Source organism: Butyrivibrio sp. (genome assembly GCF_017433805.1).
GTDB lineage: Bacteria > Bacillota > Clostridia > Lachnospirales > Lachnospiraceae > Butyrivibrio.
This window is the reverse complement of sequence record NZ_JAFRGN010000013.1, coordinates 76,464-94,720: the sequence shown is the minus strand read 5'-3', so window position 1 is coordinate 94,720 and position 18,257 is coordinate 76,464. Positions and strand designations below refer to the sequence as shown.

The following is an 18,257-nucleotide window of genomic DNA, read 5'->3' as shown; positions in this document are numbered from 1 at the left end:
AACTACGCCCTCGCATCAAAGGCTGTGGTTGACAAAAGAGGGGTTCTGGTCACAGCCAATAGCTCATCTACGGCATCATTCTCGCCCTCTTTGCCAGCATCAGAATGAAGCATCATATTAGCCTGCATAGTGTATCCACGCTTCTCAAGCCTTTCATTAAGAATGTGTATGTTGTCATTCAAAAGATCAATCACAGAATCATCAGCCACATAGAAATTTGTAGTTACCCTGGTGTCTTTGAGCTTAACATAAACATCTACAGGCCCAAGACTTTCCATATCAAGATGAAGGATAGCGCTAACAGAGCCATCCTCGCTCATTCTTTTATTCTTGTTCCTATATACATAAAGATCCCCATTAGCATTCTGACCAGCCATCTGAAGAGGAAGCTGAACATATTGGAACATCTGATTTAGCTGGTTCATAAAATCCAGATTATTGCTAAGATTGTTAGCCGACTGGGCAAGCTTGGATTCTGAGCCAAGAGTATTGGTGATAGACTCTGCAAGTGCCTTAGCCTGAACTCCCAGCCTTTGATACAGGTTATCTATGTTTTCTTTTTTCTCAACATCAAGAGGCTTTAATAGCCACTGATTTGTAATGTTATCCTTCTGTAGCTTGTTATACTCTTCAGATGTAAAGAGCTTTTTCCAGGATGCCATTTCTACAGGATTGGACATATCAGCATTTTCAAAGGCCTTAGCCAGTTCTTTGAACAATTCCTTTTGAGCATCCATGCCACCAGTAGATGTTTCTTTCAAAAGATTCTGTATAGTTTTCTCTGAAACACCAATATTCTCCAGGTTATTAACAAAGTTCGTAGATAGCTTAACTCCCTGCTCGCCTTGCTGAAGCTTATTGCCATCCGCTTCGCCTATTATTTTCTGGCCATCCTCTGCATTAGCTATGATTGTTCCATCTTTGGAGGCAGCAGCCAAAGTCTCGCCTTCAACTCCAATCTGAGCGCCTGTCTGGCCTACTATCTGACCATCTGCCTTACCTTCAACCTGAGTTTCAGCTTGTGCTACCGTTTGCATGTCTGCCTGGGTCTGTGGTTGAGCCTGTGTCTGCATATCTACTTCACCCGGCGTCTGAGGCTGTGCCTGAACTTCACCGCCTTCAGCAAACGCCTTCAAAACCTCACCATAGAGGTTAATTGCAGCATTTGTATTACCATTTTGCATAAGGGAATCAAAGGCCTTGGGGAGTTCGTCCATGATCTGTGTCATCTCCATGGTCACCTGATGCTCGTAGTTTTTGTAATTACTGTACTGTTCTATATTTGTTTCGTTTATTGGAATATTAAGACTCTTCATTTCAACAAGCGTTGACACACTTGTATCTGAATATGTATTAAGATTTTTGCTCATTTCCAGAAGAGATGATTTATCGATAGGAAGTCCTGCTTCCATCATCTCTTTTACCATCTGAAGTGAAGAATTATTTATTTCAAGGCCAGCTGCTGTCAAGGCCTTCATTGTGCTCTGATAGATTGAAGTATTTTCCAGAAGTGGAGTGATTGTAATGCCATTAGGACCGGTTCCTCTGACAGAAAAGTTCAGTATCTGTCCTTCCTTAAGCCCCATTCCCTCTGACAATTTGGCAGAGATCGTAGCATTACCCAGATCGATATTAGCTATTCTCTCGCCATCAGTATCAGTAATAGACATAACTTTACCAGTAAGTGTAGTGCCACTTTTGACTTCTATGGGCGCTTCTTTGGAAGGAACATTTGTCTGCTCCCTTCCATCAATGATTATATTATTACCAGATCCGGCTATGCCTGAAATATTACTCATACAAAATTACCTATAAAAGATCTGCGATGAATAGGACATGGCCCATACTTTTTGAGTGCAGCTATGTGATCTGCACTTCCGTATCCCTTATTGGAATCAAATCCATACTCAGGATACTCCTTGGCATAGTCCTTCATTATCCTGTCTCTTGTAACTTTGGCAATAATACTTGCTGCTGCAATAGAAGCGCTCTTGGCGTCTCCCTTTATGATTGAAATCTGCTTGTACTCCTCCAGTTGAGGAATATGTACAGCATCAATCAAAAGACCTCCCGGCTTAACAGAAAGACTGTTAACAGCCTTGGTCATAGCTTCATAAGTAGCCTGAAGAATATTGATCTCATCAATTCTCTCACAGGTGTTCGATCCAATGCCTACAGCAACTGCCTTTTCCATGATGACATCATAAAGCTCTTCCCTCTTTTTTTCGGATAATTTCTTGGAATCATTTAGATAAAGAATATCTGAATCTTCAGGAAGAATAACGGCCGCAGCATAAACAGGACCTGCAAGAGGGCCTCTTCCTACCTCATCAATCCCGCACAACAATCCCAGTCCCGCGTTTTCGCGTTCGTACTTTTTCATTTCCCAGGTTCGCTGTATCTCTTTATACAATAGATCCAGCTTCTTGCCGGCATTCTCTACAAGCTTCTGAACGCCTGCTCTCTCATCACTCTTATATGTCTCTATAAAAAGCTTAAGCGCATCCTCGCTTTGAGAGTTCCCCAACGTCTCTTTAATCTGTGATATTGCCTCCATTACTTAATACCCCCAAAACTGTCAAATGGGTAAATCCTAACGAAAGCATGTCCTAAAATATCTTTCTTTTTAATATTACCTACAGAAGGATCTCTGCTGTCCATACTGTGGTTTCTGTTATCTCCCATGACAAAATATTCATCAGTACCCAGCTTGATGCCATTTATGGCAACACCTGGATCAATAATAACCTCTGCGCCATAGTTTTCCTTAAGAAGCTGTTCATTGATATAGACATTACCTTCTGTATCAATTCTGACTGTCTCACCTGGAAGACCTATAACACGCTTTATAAAGTACTCATCTTCTCCATATCTGTATGGAAAAACGATGATATCATATCTTTTTACATCACCAAATCTATAAGTTACCTTCTCTATCAAAAGAGAATCCTGGTCGATCAGAGTTGGATTCATGGAATTACCACTAACCTCTGTTCTCTGCATAACAAAAGTAATAAACAAAAATGTAAGAAGGAATACTATTCCAAGATAAACAATTGTGCTTAATACTTCTTTAAGTACATTTTTCATGTCAAAACCAGCCTATCTGTGCCCGTAAGCACTTGTTTTATTCATTAGTTGGACGTTCAAGAGAAAGCTTGCCAAGTCTTCCATTTCTAAAATCATCCAAAAGAAGCGCTGCTGCTCTGTCCATATCAGGCTGTGCTCCCTGTTTGAAGCATTTTCTATTAATAGCAATAGCAGATAATACAGCACTGGCAGGAGTCGCATACTGATCTTCTAAAAGCTCGGCAATCTGCTCCTCACTTATATTATACTTCTCTATTATCGCATTTGGATATGATTCTTTCAGTATTTTGATAAGTTCACATGCAAGCTCTGTAGTATCAAGATTCTCATCATTCATAGAACCTATAAGCGCAAGGTGAAGTCCAACCTCCTCATCCTCAAACTTAGGCCACAAGATACCTGGAGTATCAAGAAGCTGCATATTCTTGCCAAGTGAAATCCACTGTTTACCCTTAGTAACACCAGGCTTATTACCAGTCTTGGCAGATGCTTTGCCAGCAAGTTTATTTATAAATGTGGACTTACCAACATTAGGAATACCTGCAACCATAGCTCTGATAGGTCTTCCAACGATTCCACGTTTCTTGTCACGCTCTATTTTCTCAGCACAAGCCTTGGTAATAAGATCCTTGACCTTACCAGCTTCATTACCAGTCTTGGAGTTCATTTCCATAACAAAAGCTCCACTCTTCTGGTAATACTCCTTCCACATTTTGGTAACCTGTGGATCAGCCAGATCAGCCTTATTTAGAATGATCAGCCTGTATTTATTCTTACCAAGTTCATCAATATCTGGATTTCTGCCAGCAGCTGGAATGCGTGCATCTGTAAGCTCAATAATAATATCTATAAGCTTGATATTCTCTTGCATCATTCTGACAGCTTTGGTCATATGACCTGGATACCACTGAAAATTCATCCAATCACCACTTTCTTAATTCAAAATAAAACCGCCTGCGTGATCTTCAAGTCCAAGCTTGAACCACGCTTTACCAATCATCATATTGGTAGAAACAATTCCAATATTGGCGCTTCGGGAGTCCTCACTACTATTTCTGTTGTCTCCCAAAACAAAATATTCTCCACTCTTAAGGGAAATCTCATTAGATGCAATCCCTGCATCTTCCATTTTATCATATTTATCCTGATCTTCCGTTTGAACTTCCCCGTTTATATACAAAAGACCATCTACTATCTGAATCTTGTCTCCAGGCCCAGCTACAACTCTTTTCACATAGTAATGAGAGTTAACATTTCCATTAGGCAAAAACACAACAATATCGCCTGTGGATGGTCCAAAAATCTTAAATATAAGTCTGTTTACAAGTACCGTCTGTCCATTATAGGCAGATGGCTCCATAGAATCACCGATAACCTTGACCTGCATGCCAAAAGAAAATACAAATACTGCTGCAAGCAAAACAGCAAATATTGTTACAGTGATCCACGAAAAGATCTCCTTTATCAACTTGGGTGTAATAATCTTCTTTTTCTGACTGAAAGATAAAGTATTCTTTTTTCTGCGACGCATTAGAAATGCTCCCTTTTAATTATTTGTCTATAATAATTATCCTAGAAAAGAAAAAAAGAGGCAATTACTAAAAAGTAACTGCCTCTAGCAAACAAATTATCTGGTAACAAGTTCCTTAACCTTAGCTTTCTTACCTGTAAGTCCCTTAAGGTAGTTCAGCTTAGCTCTTCTTACCTTACCTCTTCTAACAACCTCTACCTTCTCAACGATAGGTGAGTGAAGTGGCCATGTCTTCTCAACGCCAACACCGTAAGACTCTTTTCTTACTGTGAAAGTTGTACGGTTGCTACCGCCCTGGATCTTCTTAACAGTTCCCTCGAAAACCTGAACTCTTTCACGGTTTCCTTCCTTGATCTTAGCGTGTACTCTTACAGTATCACCTGTGTTGAACTGAGGCGCATTAGCGTTCAGCTGCTCTTTCTCGAGCTCTGCGATAATTGTACTCATAATTTTTCTCCTATTCTATGGACGTTCTTGCCGTAAACGAAATAGTAATTTGGGTTAATGTTACAGCAGAGGACCGTCTGATTGTCACAACGTACTATACTATACCACACCCCCTAAGGAGAAGTCAATACAATTATCGTTTTTATGATTTTATTAAATTAGAAGGTCCAAATCTGAAAGGCAAAACCTCACTAAGTGTAGATACCGTATAGTCATCCACAGACTTAGCACAGATAACAGTAAAGTCATCTGTACAGAATTCGCTCATTACCTGTCTGCAAACACCACATGGACTGCAATCATCAAGAACTTCTGCTCCTTCTGCACCACCGCAGATAGCAATAGCCTTGAACTCTTTAACGCCCTCACTTACAGCCTTAAAAAATGCAGTTCTCTCCGCACAATTAGTAGGAGTAAATGAAGCATTTTCAATATTACAGCCTGTGTACACCTTGCCATTAGCAGCAAGAAGTGCAGCTCCAACATTATAGTGTGAATATGGAGTATATGAATAGTTTCGCATATCCAGCGCTTTTTCTATGAGGTTTCTTATTTCTTCATTAGTCATAAATTATCTTGACCCCTTATCGTATGGAATACCTTCAGCCTTAGGAGCTCTTGACTTCTGTGAAGTGAATGCAAGAACTATAAGTGAAACAATGTATGGGAACATGTTATAAACAGTTCCAGGAATCTTAAGTGCATGAAGGAAATCAATTCCCATGTAAACATTAGACAATGATCTAAATACAGCGAATAATACTGCAGACCATGCAATTCTCTCAGGCTTCCACTGACCAAAGATCATAACAGCCAGTGCCAGGAATCCCGCTCCTGCTACACCATAATCAAAGTGCCAGGTTGAGTTGGCAGCAGCGATATAAATAATACCACCAAGTCCAGCAAGAAATCCAGATAAAAGTACTCCTGAGTATCTCATAACATATACGTTGATACCTACAGAGTCAGCAGCCTGAGGATGTTCGCCGCAGGCACGAAGTCTAAGTGCAAACTTGGTCTTATAGAAGAATACAATTGCAGCTACAAGAAGAGCTGCAGCAACTACTATAAACCAGCTGAGCTGCAGAGATCCTACATTAAACATGAATGCATCATGTCCTCTTACATAGTCAAGCTTGGCAGAAAAGTCTGTTCCCTTAGAACGGCTTGTATTAAATGCCTTAACAATAACTGTTGCAGCTGCTGTAGCAAGCATATTTACAGCTGTTCCGATAAGAGTCTGATCTGCTTTGAAGTAGATACATGCAACACCAATAAGGAGTGATGAAAGCATTCCTGCTATTGCTGCTGCTAAAAGTGTAAGAATTACAATAGTTGCATTAGAAGCTGTCTCTGGTAAAAGGACCATAACCATAGCTCCTGCCATAGCTCCAAATACCATAATACCTTCAAGTCCCAGATTGATAATACCGCTTCGCTCTGAGAACATACCGCCCAAAGCAACAAGAATAAGTACTGCTGAGAAGATGAGTGTGTATTGAATCAGTAGTATCATCTCTGCACCTCCTTCTTAGCTGACGCATTTTTATCAGCTTCAGCATTACTTTTTTGTACCTTTTTAGGCTTATTGATAATAGTTTTAAAGAAAAGTACAAAGCCGCAGAGATAAATGATGATAGCGATCATAAGATCTGCAACCTGTGGGTTGAAATAGTTAGTGTTAAGATACTGACCGCCAAGGGTAATATACTCAACGAAAAGTCCTGCAACAATTGCTCCAATAGGATGAAGACCACCAAGGAATGCAACAGCAATACCAGAGAAGCCCATACCAGGAACAGATGATGCGATCTTGTAATGCTCAATACTTGTAAGGTAATAAAGTGAAGCTGCAAGTCCTGAAATAGCGCCAGAAATAACAAGTGTAAGAATGATATTTCTCTTAGCGTTCATTCCGGCATATTTAGCAGCATCCTTATTATGACCTGTAGCCTTAAGCTCATAACCAAAAGTTGTCTTACTAAGGATGACAAGAATAACCACAGCGACAATAACAGTAATAGGTACAGCAATTGTCATATACTGGTTATTACCAAATACTCCCTGTAAGAATCCAGGAAGAATTCCTGAAGGATTCTTGGCAGCAATATCATATGTCTCAGACTTGGTTGTATTCATGCAAGTCTCATTACCAAGAACGATGTTACAAATGTAAAGAGATATCCAGTTGAGCATGATACCTGCAATAACTTCATTAACATTACAGAAAGCCTTGAAGAATCCGCAGATAGCGCCCCAAAGTGCACCAGCACAAACAGCTGCAAGAAGACAGAAGAACCAGTTCCATCCAAGTGCAAGTGATGTGTAAAGGCTGGCAAGGATACCAACTGTATACTGTCCGGCAGCTCCAATATTGAAAAGACCTGCCTTATATGCAAAAAGAATAGCTTCTGAACAAAGTATTACAGGAACAGCCTTAACAAGTGTTGATCCAAGATAATACATAAGCTGCTGAGGCTTGCCACTAAACTTGAAGAAGTTCTTAAGAATAGCAACCATACCCTCTGTCGCATGAGCTGGGTTCATGCAAAGCAAAATTATATAACCTAAAACAATTCCGAGAACGGCACATAAGATAGATGCAAGAATAGTCTGAACTGCAGGCTTTTTAAAGAAACTTGTATTTTCTTTCATCACTTAAATACCTCCTTTCTCTCGTCATGTTTAGCTCCTGACATGTAAAGTCCAAGCTCCTGGAGAGTTGTATTCTTGGGATCAACTTCTCCGGCAATCTCTCCATCGTGCATTACAAGAATTCTGTCTGAAAGGTTCATAACCTCATCCAGTTCAAGTGATACAAGCAAAATAGCACAACCTTCATCACGCTGCTTAACTATTTCTTTGTGAATGTATTCGATAGCGCCAACATCAAGACCTCTTGTAGGCTGAACAGCAACAAGAAGCTTGTGATCTCTGTCCATCTCTCTTGCAATAATGGCCTTCTGCTGGTTACCACCAGACATGGATCTGACTATTGTCTGAGCTCCACGTCCTGATCTTACATCGAAGTCCTCTGTAAGCTTGTCAGAGTACTCTCTCATCTCATTCTTCTTGATGAAGCCATTCTTGGAGAACTCTGGTTCAAAATATCTCTGAAGGATCATATTCTCTTCAAGAGTATAGTCAAGAACAAGACCATGTTTGTGTCTGTCTTCCGGAACATGGCTCATTCCATGTGTATTCTTGTAACGGATTGACTTGTGAGTAATGTCATCCCCCATGAACTTGATAGTACCACTTGAGATATCATCAAGGCCTGTAAGTGCTCCTATAAACTCAGTCTGACCATTTCCATCGATACCGGCGATACAAACGATCTCGCCTTCTCTGACATTGAAGGATACGTTATGAACTGAATCATTCTGATGAATCTTACTCTTAACGCATACATTCTCAACTCTGAGAATCTCTTTACCAGGCTTAGCCTCTTCCTTATCAACCGCAAACTTAACGTCACGGCCAACCATCATAGATGAAAGCTCTTCCTTGGTAGTTTCTGCAACATTAACAGTACCGATATACTTACCTCTTCTAAGGATAGTACAACGATCTGCTACTTCCATGATCTCGTTGAGCTTGTGAGTGATGAACAGGATAGACTTACCTTCTGCAGCAAGATTCTTCATAATCTTCATAAGTTCATCTATTTCCTGAGGTGTAAGCACCGCTGTAGGCTCATCGAAAATAAGAATATCATTATCTCTGTAGAGCATCTTGAGGATTTCAACACGCTGCTGCATACCAACAGTGATATCCTCAATAAGAGCATCAGGATCAACCTTCAGATTATACTTGTCAGAAAGAGCAAGTACCTTTTTCTTGGCTTCTTTCTTGGTCAAAAATCCGAATTTACTAGGCTCAGCTCCAAGAATAATATTATCGAGAACTGAAAAGATATCTACCAGCATGAAATGCTGATGAACCATTCCAATACCAAGATCAGTGGCATCGTTAGGATTCTTGATCGTAACCTCCTTGCCATCTTTCTTGATAACACCCTTCTCAGGTGTATAAAGTCCAAAAAGGACGCTCATAAGAGTCGATTTTCCTGCGCCGTTCTCCCCAAGGAGCGCATGAATCTCACCTTTCTTTAACTGCAAAGTGATATCATCATTTGCAATTATGCCAGGAAACTCTTTTGTGATATGCAACATCTCAATTACATAATCATCCATAATAAAACACCTTCCTAACAAAATTTTTTCATGGCAAAACCATAATAATTCCCACTACACAAGTCAGTAATAGAAATTATTATATTCTTGTTGAAAAAAGGGAAGGAATTAAGTTCCTTCCCTTTTGAAGAACAACACAAATGAATAATATTCAATTAGTGAATGTTATCAAATGTTGTTACCTTGATAGCTGTTGTAGGCTGAACATCGATATTGCTATCTACTGTTACATAGCCATCAGCCATTGACTTAACAAGTGCCTTGTAATCGTCAACTGTGAAGTTTGTCATTGACCATGTCTCTGTTGGAAGCTGAACATAGTTAAGTGATGGGTCATCACCTGAAACGATACCAAGGTTCTCGATCTTACCAGCATGTGCAGCCCAGTTACCAGCAACTACGTCTGTAAGTGTTGCATTAACTGTAGCAGCAAGACCCTTCATAGCAGATGTTACGCAAACACCCTCGCCATAGAGGCCATCAATTGTGCCAGACTGGTCAACGTCTACACCAACAACCTTGCCGTCTACCTTCTTAGCAGCCTCACCAGCTGATGTGAAGATACCGCCACCGCAAGCGAATACGATCTCTGTTCCGTTAGAATACCATGTATCCATTGTAGCTGTAACAGCTTCATCACCGAAGAACTGTCCGCCGTATACATAGTTAACTTCTACGTCAGAAGCAATGCCGAGCTCTGTAGCTGCAGCGTCTGCACCCTGAACGAAACCGTAACCATAACGAACAACAGCAGGAACTGCCATACCGCCAAGGAAACCAAGCTTCTTGTAGCCTTCCTTAACAACAGCATAACCAGCCATGTAACCAGCAAGCTCTTCCTGGTATGTGAAAGAACATACGTTAGAAGGAAGCTCTGTCATACCAGCGCCTTCGAAGTCACCCTGTGAAACGTCAAGAGCGATGATTGTAACCTCTGGGTTAGCATCAGCAACTGAAGCGATCATTCCAGCGAAAAGGTAACCAGGAACAACAACTACATTGTAGCCATCAGCAACAGCGTTGTTGAAAGCTGCTGTACGAGCCTCATCAGAATCCTCTGTTGGCTTGTAGTACTGGAACTCAAGTCCGTTAGCCTTAGCGAAAGCATCAGATGCCTCGTAAGTTGTCTGGTTGAATGACATATCTGTGATGTCACCAGAGTCTGTGATCATAGCGATCTTGAGGTCAGCAGCTGCCTCTGTAGCAGGTGCCTCTGTGTTGTCTGCAGCTGGAGCAGCCTCTGTTGTAGCAGGAGCCTCTGTTGCAGGAGCTTCCTCAGTTGTTGCAGGTGTCTCTGTTGATCCACAAGCTACAAGAGAAGCAACCATTGTCGCAGCCATAAGAACTGCAAAAAGTCTCTTTTTCATAATTTCCCTCCATTTTGAATTGGTTGACTTTTTATAATAAAACCTTTTCAGGCTTTATCCATAGCTATAAGGCGCTTAATTGCACCTATTGTTGTACGGTAAACGTCATCCATCTCGTGAACCTGAGGATTGGACAAACCTTTCTTAGCCCTCTCCTGGTTGGCAACAACGAGCATAACAGCCCCCGTTCTACATCTCAGATAATTACCAACTATAAAAAGTGTAGATGATTCCATCTCAGAGCAAAGAGCTCCGCACTTGATCCATGCATCCCATTTGTAAAGAAGCTCTGGTCCAACTGGCTTGGTCTCCGGTTCATGCTGACCAAAGAAAGAATCCTTACACTGTACTACACCAACATGATACTTGGCGCCTGCTTCCTTGGCTCCCTCTACAAGAGCATTGACAACGTCAAAAGAAGCAACTGCAGGATACTCAATAGGAGCATATTCCTTGGAAGTACCCTCTGCACGGATAGCGCCATTGGCAATAACTATATCACCACCAATAACATCATCCTGCATACCGCCTGATGTGCCCATTCTAATAAAAGTATCGGCGCCACAACGAGCAAGCTCCTCAACAGCAATAGCTGTTGACGCGCCACCGATACCATGAGACATAACAGTAACCATCTCTCCATCGATAGTTCCTGTATATGTATTATATTCTCTGTTATATGCTACAAATCTTGGATTATCAAATAGACGTGAAATAGTCTCGCATCTTCCAGGATCACCTGTAAGGATGACATAACGACCTACATCACCTTTTTTAACATGAGTATGATACTGATATCCAGCACCTTCAGTATAATCAACCATAATAGAATTCCCCAAAAAAATTACATTTTCACACTAACATAACAATTATATGTCATTTTGACATAAATGTCACCAGCACTCAATTATATCTAAATTATAATAAACCTTCAAGTACATGAATGGTAATTTTTCCACCATCTATGTCTATATTTTTGATGCAGTCTTTGATAACCGGAATATAAACTTTCTCCTCAGAGCCTTCTCTTGTCATTTCATAGACATCATTAGCTCCAGTCTGAATAATATCAGATACAACACCAAGCTTGTTGCCGTCTTCATCAACAATATCAAGCCCCATAAGGTCTGCACAATAATACTCCCCTGGTTCAAGCTTGATAGCATCCTTACGATCGATTGTAAGCTCACAGCCTCTGAATTTCTCTACGTCATTGATATTGTTGTACTGCTTGAACTTAACAATAACAAATTTCTTGAAAAATCTGGCGCTCTGAACATCAAGTTCAATCTCTTCTCCTCTCTGAGTATGAAGAGTTACCTTTTTAAGCTTCTTAAATCTGTTTGGGTCCTCTGTTGTAGGAAAAACGTTAACTTCTCCCTGAAGGCCATGTGTAGATGCAATTACTCCTACCTGAAATCTATCTGTCATTTATTTCTCCATTATTTATCTTCAATCTGTTCCTTGTTACTATCTTCCCTTACTGTCTCGGCAGATTCAATATTTTCAACCGGTTTCTTTTTCCTGCGCTTTTTCTTTTCTGGTTTAGGTGGATTCTCCGCCAGCCAAATTTCATACAGATCTGGTCTTCTCTCTTTGGTTCTCTCTATAGACTTCTCAAGCCTCCACTCATCAACCTTCTTGTGGTCTCCGGAAAGAAGGATGGCAGGCACTTTTTTGCCCATCCACTCCTCAGGCCTTGAATACTGAGGATATTCCAAAAGATTATTATTAAAGCTCTCAGTCATAGCTGATTCATCATTATTAAGAACTCCCGGAACAAGTCTTGATATAGCATCTATCATGACCATAGCAGGAAGTTCGCCGCCAGTCAGTACATAGTCACCAATTGAAACATAATCAGTAACAATCTCTTCTAATACTCTCTCGTCAACGCCTTCATAGTGACCACAAAGGAAAACAAGGTCCTCTTCCTGTGCCAGTTCCTGAGCCATTTTCTGGTTAAAAACTGAGCCCTGAGGCGTTACATAAACTACTCTTGGAGCTTTACCACCCTTATCAAGTATATCTTTTTCTATAGATTTATAGCAATCATAAATAGGCTGTGCCTGCATAAGCATACCAGCACCGCCTCCATATGTATAATCGTCAACCTTATGATGTTTGTCAGTAGAATAATCTCTTATATTTACTGCGTTAAATGAAATATATCCCTTATCACTTGCTCTTCCAGTAATACTACTGGATAAGCTACCCATGATCATCTCCGGGAAAAGAGTCATAATATGAAAATTCATGTATTCGTCTCGTATATTTATTGTAATACATTAAGAGTCGAATAAAGCTAAACGCCCTATTCGACTCATTAACTGGCAAATTGAGGTCTAATCAAACTATCTCAACATCAACCTTGAGGTTCTCTCTGGTAGATGCAGCCTTAACAACAGCTCTGATTGCCTTAGCAATACGTCCCTGTTTGCCAATAACCTTGCCCATGTCTGAAGGTGCTACATGAAGCTCGATCATAATATTACGCCCGTCTGTCTTCTCGGAAACAACGACTTCATCCGGATTATCAACTAGCGCTTTTGCGATAACTTCAACTAATTCTTTCATTGATTAACCCCCGGCATTTGTATTTTTACAATAAAGCCTTGATTATCTGATGCCGGCCTGCTTAAGAAGCTTAGCAACTGACTCAGTTGGCTGTGCACCGTTAGCGAGCCACTTCTTAGCGAGCTCCTCGTTGATCTTTACTGTGCTAGGATCTGTGTTAGGATCGTATGTTCCGATCTCATCGATGAACTTACCCTGTACAGGAGCCTTTGAATCAGAAACGATAATTCTGTAGAAAGGAACCTTCTTCTTACCAATTCTCTTTAATCTCATTTTTACTGCCATTTTAAATTTCCTCCATTTAAAAAAATTAAGATAGATATTATTTGCTTATATGTGTAAAACAGCCATTATAGCCATTAGACATATCAAAAAGGGAACTTACCGCCTGGGAAACCACCAAAGCCTCCAAGGCCACCAAACTTACCAAAGCCGCGCTTACCGCCCATAAGTCCAGGCATCTGCTTCATCATCTTCTGCATCTGCTCAAACTGCTTGATAAATCTGTTAACATCAGCAATGTCGTTACCTGAGCCCTTAGCAATTCTGAACTTTCTCTGTGGACTCATAAGCTTAGGATTCTTACGCTCCTCAGGAGTCATGGAAAGAACAATTGCCTCGATCCTTGCGAGCTGCTTCTCATCTGGAAGCATGTCATCGCTCATCTTGCCCATTCCTGGAAGCATGCCCATGATGGATGAAAGACCACCCATATTACGCATTGCCTTCATACTCTCAAGATACATTTCAAAATCGATCTTGCCCTTCTTCATCTTCTGGGCCATTTCACGATCTTTTTCTGCATCTCTCTCGGCATTAGCTTCTACAGCCTTGTCGATAAGGCTCAGCACATCACCCATTCCAAGGATACGGCTCGCCATTCTGTCAGGATAGAACTGTTCCAGATCAGAAAGCTTCTCGCCCATACCTACATATAAAATAGGCTTGCCTGTAACTGCCTTGGTTGAAAGAGCTGCACCACCTCTTGAATCACCATCCATCTTGGAAAGGATGATTCCATCAACTCCTACCTTGTCATTGAACTCAGAAGCAACATTAACTGCTTCCTGACCAGTCATGGCATCAACAACAAGAAGTGTCTGGTGAACGCCAACTGCATTCTTTATATCAACGAGCTCCTGCATCATGATATCATCAATCTGCAGACGGCCGGCTGTATCAATGATTACAACGTTATTGCCGTTCTTCTTGGCTTCATCTATAGAAGCCTTGGCAATATCAACTGGATCAGCATGTGATCCAAGTGTAAAGAAATCTACTTCCTGCTTGTTTGCATTGATCTGTAACTGATCAATAGCCGCAGGTCTGTAAATATCGCAGGCTACAAGAAGTGGCTTTCTACCTTTCATCTTGAGCTTGCCAGCGATCTTGGCTGCTGTTGTTGTCTTACCAGCACCCTGAAGACCACACATCATGAGGACTGTAACCTCATTTATAGGCTGAAGTTTGATCTCTGTGGTCTCAGAACCCATAAGAGAGATCATTTCTTCATTAACGATCTTGATAACCATCTGTCCAGGATTAAGACCATTTAAAACATCTTCTCCAACGGCTCTTTCCTGAACTGCAGAAATGAACTGCTTAACTACCTTAAAGCTTACATCAGCTTCCAGAAGCGCCATCTTAACTTCTTTTAAAGCAAGCTTAACGTCTTCTTCAGTCAAGCGTCCCTTACCGCGAAGGTTCTTGAATACATTTTGTAATTTATCTGTAAGACTCTCAAAAGCCATCTATTAAGTCAGCTCCTCAATTAGTTTTCCTGAAATGGACCTCAGTCTCTCTCTCAGCTCATCACTAAGAGCATTCTCTGTATCCTCAGCTATACTGTCCAAAGCCATAGCCTCGGCCTTAATAGCCTCAAAACGTCTGATCATATGAAGCCTGTCTTCATATCCCTGAAGAGTATTGGTACACCTCTTGATAAGATCATGTACGCCCTGTTTGCTGATACCATTCTCATCAGCAATCTCGGTAAGAGACATATCATTATAAACAGCGGCCTCATATATTTCCTTCTGATGTTCAGTTAGAAGCTCGCCATAAAAATCATACAACAAGCCTTGCTCTACGATTTTCTTCATATGTATCCTCTTTACCTTTAAACACAAATGATATAATAACTAAAAACAAAATAAGTGTCAAGTATTTTTTCTTGACACTCATTTTCTGTATTTTTTTATTATCATTTTAGTTCTTAATATCAGATGGCAGGATTCCCAGCTGATTCTTAAAGGCTCTGCTAAAAGAGGAATAATCCTTAAAGCCGCAGTTAAGACAGGCTGTTGTCGCGGGAACTCCAGACATGATCATATTCTTGGCAAAAAGAATTCTCTTTTCAGAAATATACTGATGAATGGAATACCCAGTCTCATTCTTGAAAACTCGCATCATATGATACTTACTCATGTAGAAATGGTCAGCAAGATAATCAATAGAAAGATTTCCCGAAAGATTCTCAGAAATATAGTTAATTATCTCAATGACCTTACGATTATATCTGGCCTCAGGCTTAAACCCAAAGTCCTCTTTAATACAGGCTTTGTTAAAACAAATAAGCGCCTTAAGTACATCTATCCTTGTAAGAAGTTCTCCAGCATACTCTTCCTTTTCTTTATGGATATCCTGCTCTATTCTGCTGAACTGCTCATAGATACTTGTACTCACATCACCAGGAAATCTCACTACATAGCTGCCTATCTCTTTAGCTTTATCAAAGGCATCAAGAAGATTATAGCTCCTTAGAAAATCATCACTAAGATACAGAATCACTCTGTCATAGCTATCTCCCATCTCGATAACAGGCCTGTGAATAAGATATCTGTTTACAAGCACAAAATCGAAGGGCAAGAGCTCGTACTCTCGTCCTTCGATCAGGTATTTAACATTGCCACCAAGAATCAGGACTACTTTGTGAAAGTCATGATAATGGTATGGAATATCAACATTCGTATGATCTTTTATATGAAAGAACCTGAAATCCTGTTCCAGATATCCCTTCTGCTCATATGCAGAATAAGGAAGTGTTTCATCAAATTCTCTAATCATCATGCTCTTCTCAATAGTCAGTTATGCATATATCAAGGTCAACATTGCCATCAATTCCGTTTACAGAACCAGATGATGTAAACTGCCAAACATCAAAATGATATGGATAATACAGTGGTGTTCCGTAATATGCGATCCAGATATCGTAGTCGTCAACATCCTGAGCATCCATCAATAGCGTGTATGACTTAACATTGCCATATATCATTGGCTTGTATCCGGCACTTCTGACAGTATCACAGAAAACATGAACAACCTCTTCATACTGATCAGATGTAAGATCAACGGTTCTGGCTGTATCTGAGTCGGCGGACTCTATATCGATAACCACAGGATATTTAACATCGTATGGTTCGATCATATCAAGAACAAGCTGAACCTCTTCAAGGGCTTCTTCCTTATTAACAGCCTGTGAGTAGAAATACACTCCCACATCTATGCCATTTTCAGTTGCGCCCTTCATGTTATCTTCGAAGTAGTCATCAACTAAGATCTTACCCTCTGTAGTACCACGAAGGCCAACTCTTATAAATGCAAAATCAATTCCGTCATCTGCAACCTTCTTCCAGTCAATCTTGCCCTGGAATCTGGATACATCGACACCTTTTTTGACATTGACAGAAGGATCAGTTCCAACATATTCAAGGAAGCCGTCATCTCCAACTTCGAAATCTTCAGAAGCAAATCCATGATGAGCTATAGAATCCAGAATAGGGAAGAAATAGTATCTTCCTGAGCTTGCAACAACCATCTGATCTGGAAAAAGAGATCTGATAGTACTGGTAGTACCTTCACCAGCTTCAAGCTTTTCCTGAATCATGTCTCTGATAGAGTTTGTAGTCTCTACCTTGGCTTCTTCCCTGGCATTCTCAATGAGCTTATCAGCTTCAGTAAGCGTATAATATCCTTCCTCATTAAGAGCTTCCAGCTCACTTCTGACTGCCTCTTCTTCTCTTTTCAGGGAGGCATTCTTAATAAGCAGCATGACACTAAAAGATAGTGCCAGCAGCGCTACAAGACTCAAAAAGATAATTGAAATGATATTATGCGAATTTCTAATGCCGATACGTTCTCTGGTATCCTGGGAAGTATTATTCATGCTCACATTCTCTCGTCAAAATAACTTTTATAACCTTCTCCGAATATCTCACTTGCACTTGTAACTATCATGAATGCATTTGGATCTTCTTCTCTAACGATATCCTCAGCCATAGGTGATAATCTCTTCTTAATAGCACACATGATGACTTTTTTCTTCTCACCACTGTATGCACCCTGCGCAAAAACATGTGTTGCGCCAATGTCAAGCTCATCAAGAAGTCTAGCTGTAATAATATCCGGATGGTCTGAAATAATATAAATAAGCTTGGCTCCATCTCTTCCGTACAGTACAAGATCAAGTACCGATGATGTAACCATTACAGAAAGAAATGAATAAAGTGCTGCTGTAATATCCTGAAATACAATACCTGCTACAACAAGAACTACTATATCAGTAAGAATATAGAGCATTCCTGTCTTGATATGAGGATATTTAAGTCTTAATAGTTTAATTATAACATCTGTTCCGCCACTTGTAGCATGAGATTTGAACACAAGTCCCATGGCTATCGCAGAAAGTGAACTACCTATTGTCACACCCAGAATAATATCGTGAATAAAGAATGCTGATAAATAGGTGCTAAAAAAGTCTGTAGTGACAGAAATAACTGATGTCGCGTAAATAGTTGAAACAGTAAATCTGATGCCGAATTTCCAGATTGCCACGATCAAAATAGGTATGTTCATAATAAGGAACCACATACCCGTTCCGATAGGAATAAGTCTGTTAAGTACGATGGCAAGACCTGTAATTCCGCCGGGAGCAATGTTATTAGGATCGATCAAAAGAGCTGTTGCAAAGCCGTAAAGTGATGCTGCAAAAGTGATCACCAGGTAATCCATTACTCTCTTCTTAATGCTTATTGTCTGTGTACTGCTCAT

Annotated in this window: 21 protein-coding genes; all 21 read right to left on the bottom strand. The window is 40.4% G+C overall.

Features of this window, described 5'->3' with window-relative positions:
* Positions 1 to 2: 2 nt before the first annotated feature.
* Positions 3 to 1,799, bottom strand: a complete 1,797-nt coding sequence (gene fliK / locus IJI01_RS03820; RefSeq protein WP_292186104.1) for a flagellar hook-length control protein FliK — start codon at positions 1,797 to 1,799, stop codon at positions 3 to 5.
* Positions 1,796 to 2,557, bottom strand: coding sequence for a ribonuclease HII (locus tag IJI01_RS03815; protein WP_292186101.1), 762 nt, complete (start codon positions 2,555 to 2,557; stop codon positions 1,796 to 1,798). Before IJI01_RS03815 ends, fliK begins: the two co-directional genes overlap by 4 nt.
* The gene (gene lepB, locus IJI01_RS03810) at positions 2,557 to 3,090 is read right to left on the bottom strand and encodes a signal peptidase I (protein ID WP_292186098.1); all 534 of its coding nucleotides are present in this window, start codon (positions 3,088 to 3,090) and stop codon (positions 2,557 to 2,559) included. The genes IJI01_RS03815 and lepB (IJI01_RS03810) overlap by 1 nt, the downstream gene beginning before the upstream one ends.
* A 37-nt stretch (positions 3,091 to 3,127) precedes the next feature.
* Positions 3,128 to 4,009 carry a ribosome biogenesis GTPase YlqF gene (ylqF, locus tag IJI01_RS03805; protein WP_292186095.1) on the bottom strand — a complete coding sequence of 294 codons (882 nt, stop codon included), beginning with the start codon at positions 4,007 to 4,009 and terminating at the stop codon, positions 3,128 to 3,130.
* A 15-nt stretch (positions 4,010 to 4,024) separates the two neighbouring features.
* Positions 4,025 to 4,621, bottom strand: a complete 597-nt coding sequence (gene lepB / locus IJI01_RS03800) for a signal peptidase I (protein WP_292186092.1) — start codon at positions 4,619 to 4,621, stop codon at positions 4,025 to 4,027.
* A 96-nt stretch (positions 4,622 to 4,717) separates the two neighbouring features.
* A complete protein-coding gene (rplS, locus tag IJI01_RS03795; RefSeq protein ID WP_292186090.1) occupies positions 4,718 to 5,068 on the bottom strand; it encodes a 50S ribosomal protein L19 in 351 nt (116 codons plus the stop codon).
* A 142-nt stretch (positions 5,069 to 5,210) separates the two neighbouring features.
* Positions 5,211 to 5,636, bottom strand: a complete 426-nt coding sequence (cdd, locus tag IJI01_RS03790) for a cytidine deaminase (protein ID WP_292186087.1) — start codon at positions 5,634 to 5,636, stop codon at positions 5,211 to 5,213.
* Between the two features lie 3 nt (positions 5,637 to 5,639).
* A complete protein-coding gene (locus IJI01_RS03785; RefSeq protein ID WP_292186084.1) occupies positions 5,640 to 6,584 on the bottom strand; it encodes an ABC transporter permease in 945 nt (314 codons plus the stop codon).
* Positions 6,581 to 7,723 (bottom strand): ABC transporter permease, encoded by a 1,143-nt coding sequence (locus tag IJI01_RS03780; protein WP_292186923.1) that lies wholly within the window; start codon positions 7,721 to 7,723, stop codon positions 6,581 to 6,583. Before IJI01_RS03780 ends, IJI01_RS03785 begins: the two co-directional genes overlap by 4 nt.
* The gene (locus IJI01_RS03775) at positions 7,723 to 9,264 is read right to left on the bottom strand and encodes an ABC transporter ATP-binding protein (protein ID WP_292186082.1); all 1,542 of its coding nucleotides are present in this window, start codon (positions 9,262 to 9,264) and stop codon (positions 7,723 to 7,725) included. Before IJI01_RS03775 ends, IJI01_RS03780 begins: the two co-directional genes overlap by 1 nt.
* Positions 9,265 to 9,419: 155 nt before the next feature.
* Positions 9,420 to 10,631, bottom strand: a complete 1,212-nt coding sequence (locus tag IJI01_RS03770) for a BMP family lipoprotein (protein ID WP_292186079.1) — start codon at positions 10,629 to 10,631, stop codon at positions 9,420 to 9,422.
* A 47-nt stretch (positions 10,632 to 10,678) separates the two neighbouring features.
* Positions 10,679 to 11,455, bottom strand: coding sequence for a uridine phosphorylase (gene udp, locus IJI01_RS03765; protein WP_292186077.1), 777 nt, complete (start codon positions 11,453 to 11,455; stop codon positions 10,679 to 10,681).
* A 94-nt stretch (positions 11,456 to 11,549) separates the two neighbouring features.
* Positions 11,550 to 12,062 carry a ribosome maturation factor RimM gene (rimM, locus tag IJI01_RS03760; protein ID WP_292186075.1) on the bottom strand — a complete coding sequence of 171 codons (513 nt, stop codon included), beginning with the start codon at positions 12,060 to 12,062 and terminating at the stop codon, positions 11,550 to 11,552.
* An 11-nt stretch (positions 12,063 to 12,073) separates the two neighbouring features.
* Positions 12,074 to 12,889 (bottom strand): tRNA (guanosine(37)-N1)-methyltransferase TrmD, encoded by an 816-nt coding sequence (trmD, locus tag IJI01_RS03755; RefSeq protein ID WP_292186072.1) that lies wholly within the window; start codon positions 12,887 to 12,889, stop codon positions 12,074 to 12,076.
* 91 nt (positions 12,890 to 12,980) lie between these two features.
* Entirely contained in the window at positions 12,981 to 13,208 is a 228-nt protein-coding gene (locus IJI01_RS03750) for a KH domain-containing protein (RefSeq protein ID WP_292186069.1), read from the bottom strand.
* Positions 13,209 to 13,250: 42 nt separating this feature from the next.
* Positions 13,251 to 13,493, bottom strand: a complete 243-nt coding sequence (gene rpsP, locus IJI01_RS03745) for a 30S ribosomal protein S16 (protein WP_292186066.1) — start codon at positions 13,491 to 13,493, stop codon at positions 13,251 to 13,253.
* 83 nt (positions 13,494 to 13,576) lie between these two features.
* Positions 13,577 to 14,959: a signal recognition particle protein gene (gene ffh / locus IJI01_RS03740; RefSeq protein ID WP_292186064.1), complete on the bottom strand. Its 1,383-nt coding sequence runs from the start codon at positions 14,957 to 14,959 to the stop codon at positions 13,577 to 13,579.
* 3 nt (positions 14,960 to 14,962) lie between these two features.
* Entirely contained in the window at positions 14,963 to 15,310 is a 348-nt protein-coding gene (gene ylxM, locus IJI01_RS03735) for a YlxM family DNA-binding protein (protein WP_292186062.1), read from the bottom strand.
* 106 nt (positions 15,311 to 15,416) lie between these two features.
* Positions 15,417 to 16,277, bottom strand: coding sequence for an AraC family transcriptional regulator (locus IJI01_RS03730; protein ID WP_292186059.1), 861 nt, complete (start codon positions 16,275 to 16,277; stop codon positions 15,417 to 15,419).
* A 7-nt stretch (positions 16,278 to 16,284) separates the two neighbouring features.
* On the bottom strand, positions 16,285 to 17,373 hold the full coding sequence (locus tag IJI01_RS03725) for a glycoside hydrolase family 25 protein (protein WP_292186056.1): 1,089 nt from the start codon (positions 17,371 to 17,373) through the stop codon (positions 16,285 to 16,287).
* A 2-nt stretch (positions 17,374 to 17,375) separates the two neighbouring features.
* Positions 17,376 to 18,257 (bottom strand): YitT family protein, encoded by an 882-nt coding sequence (locus tag IJI01_RS03720; RefSeq protein ID WP_292186053.1) that lies wholly within the window; start codon positions 18,255 to 18,257, stop codon positions 17,376 to 17,378.

Bases quoted from the DNA above. Each gene is read 5' to 3' on its own strand.
- fliK (WP_292186104.1), bottom strand. From the start codon at position 1,799: ATGAGTAATATTTCAGGCATAGCCGGATCTGGTAATAATATAATCATT.
- IJI01_RS03815 (WP_292186101.1), bottom strand. From the start codon at position 2,557: ATGGAGGCAATATCACAGATTAAAGAGACGTTGGGGAACTCTCAAAGC.
- lepB (WP_292186098.1), bottom strand. From the start codon at position 3,090: ATGAAAAATGTACTTAAAGAAGTATTAAGCACAATTGTTTATCTTGGA.
- ylqF (WP_292186095.1), bottom strand. From the start codon at position 4,009: ATGAATTTTCAGTGGTATCCAGGTCATATGACCAAAGCTGTCAGAATG.
- lepB (WP_292186092.1), bottom strand. From the start codon at position 4,621: ATGCGTCGCAGAAAAAAGAATACTTTATCTTTCAGTCAGAAAAAGAAG.
- rplS (WP_292186090.1), bottom strand. From the start codon at position 5,068: ATGAGTACAATTATCGCAGAGCTCGAGAAAGAGCAGCTGAACGCTAAT.
- cdd (WP_292186087.1), bottom strand. From the start codon at position 5,636: ATGACTAATGAAGAAATAAGAAACCTCATAGAAAAAGCGCTGGATATG.
- IJI01_RS03785 (WP_292186084.1), bottom strand. From the start codon at position 6,584: ATGATACTACTGATTCAATACACACTCATCTTCTCAGCAGTACTTATT.
- IJI01_RS03780 (WP_292186923.1), bottom strand. From the start codon at position 7,723: ATGAAAGAAAATACAAGTTTCTTTAAAAAGCCTGCAGTTCAGACTATT.
- IJI01_RS03775 (WP_292186082.1), bottom strand. From the start codon at position 9,264: ATGGATGATTATGTAATTGAGATGTTGCATATCACAAAAGAGTTTCCT.
- IJI01_RS03770 (WP_292186079.1), bottom strand. From the start codon at position 10,631: ATGAAAAAGAGACTTTTTGCAGTTCTTATGGCTGCGACAATGGTTGCT.
- udp (WP_292186077.1), bottom strand. From the start codon at position 11,455: ATGGTTGATTATACTGAAGGTGCTGGATATCAGTATCATACTCATGTT.
- rimM (WP_292186075.1), bottom strand. From the start codon at position 12,062: ATGACAGATAGATTTCAGGTAGGAGTAATTGCATCTACACATGGCCTT.
- trmD (WP_292186072.1), bottom strand. From the start codon at position 12,889: ATGAATTTTCATATTATGACTCTTTTCCCGGAGATGATCATGGGTAGC.
- IJI01_RS03750 (WP_292186069.1), bottom strand. From the start codon at position 13,208: ATGAAAGAATTAGTTGAAGTTATCGCAAAAGCGCTAGTTGATAATCCG.
- rpsP (WP_292186066.1), bottom strand. From the start codon at position 13,493: ATGGCAGTAAAAATGAGATTAAAGAGAATTGGTAAGAAGAAGGTTCCT.
- ffh (WP_292186064.1), bottom strand. From the start codon at position 14,959: ATGGCTTTTGAGAGTCTTACAGATAAATTACAAAATGTATTCAAGAAC.
- ylxM (WP_292186062.1), bottom strand. From the start codon at position 15,310: ATGAAGAAAATCGTAGAGCAAGGCTTGTTGTATGATTTTTATGGCGAG.
- IJI01_RS03730 (WP_292186059.1), bottom strand. From the start codon at position 16,277: ATGATGATTAGAGAATTTGATGAAACACTTCCTTATTCTGCATATGAG.
- IJI01_RS03725 (WP_292186056.1), bottom strand. From the start codon at position 17,373: ATGAATAATACTTCCCAGGATACCAGAGAACGTATCGGCATTAGAAAT.
- IJI01_RS03720 (WP_292186053.1), bottom strand. From the start codon at position 18,257: ATGAGCAGTACACAGACAATAAGCATTAAGAAGAGAGTAATGGATTAC.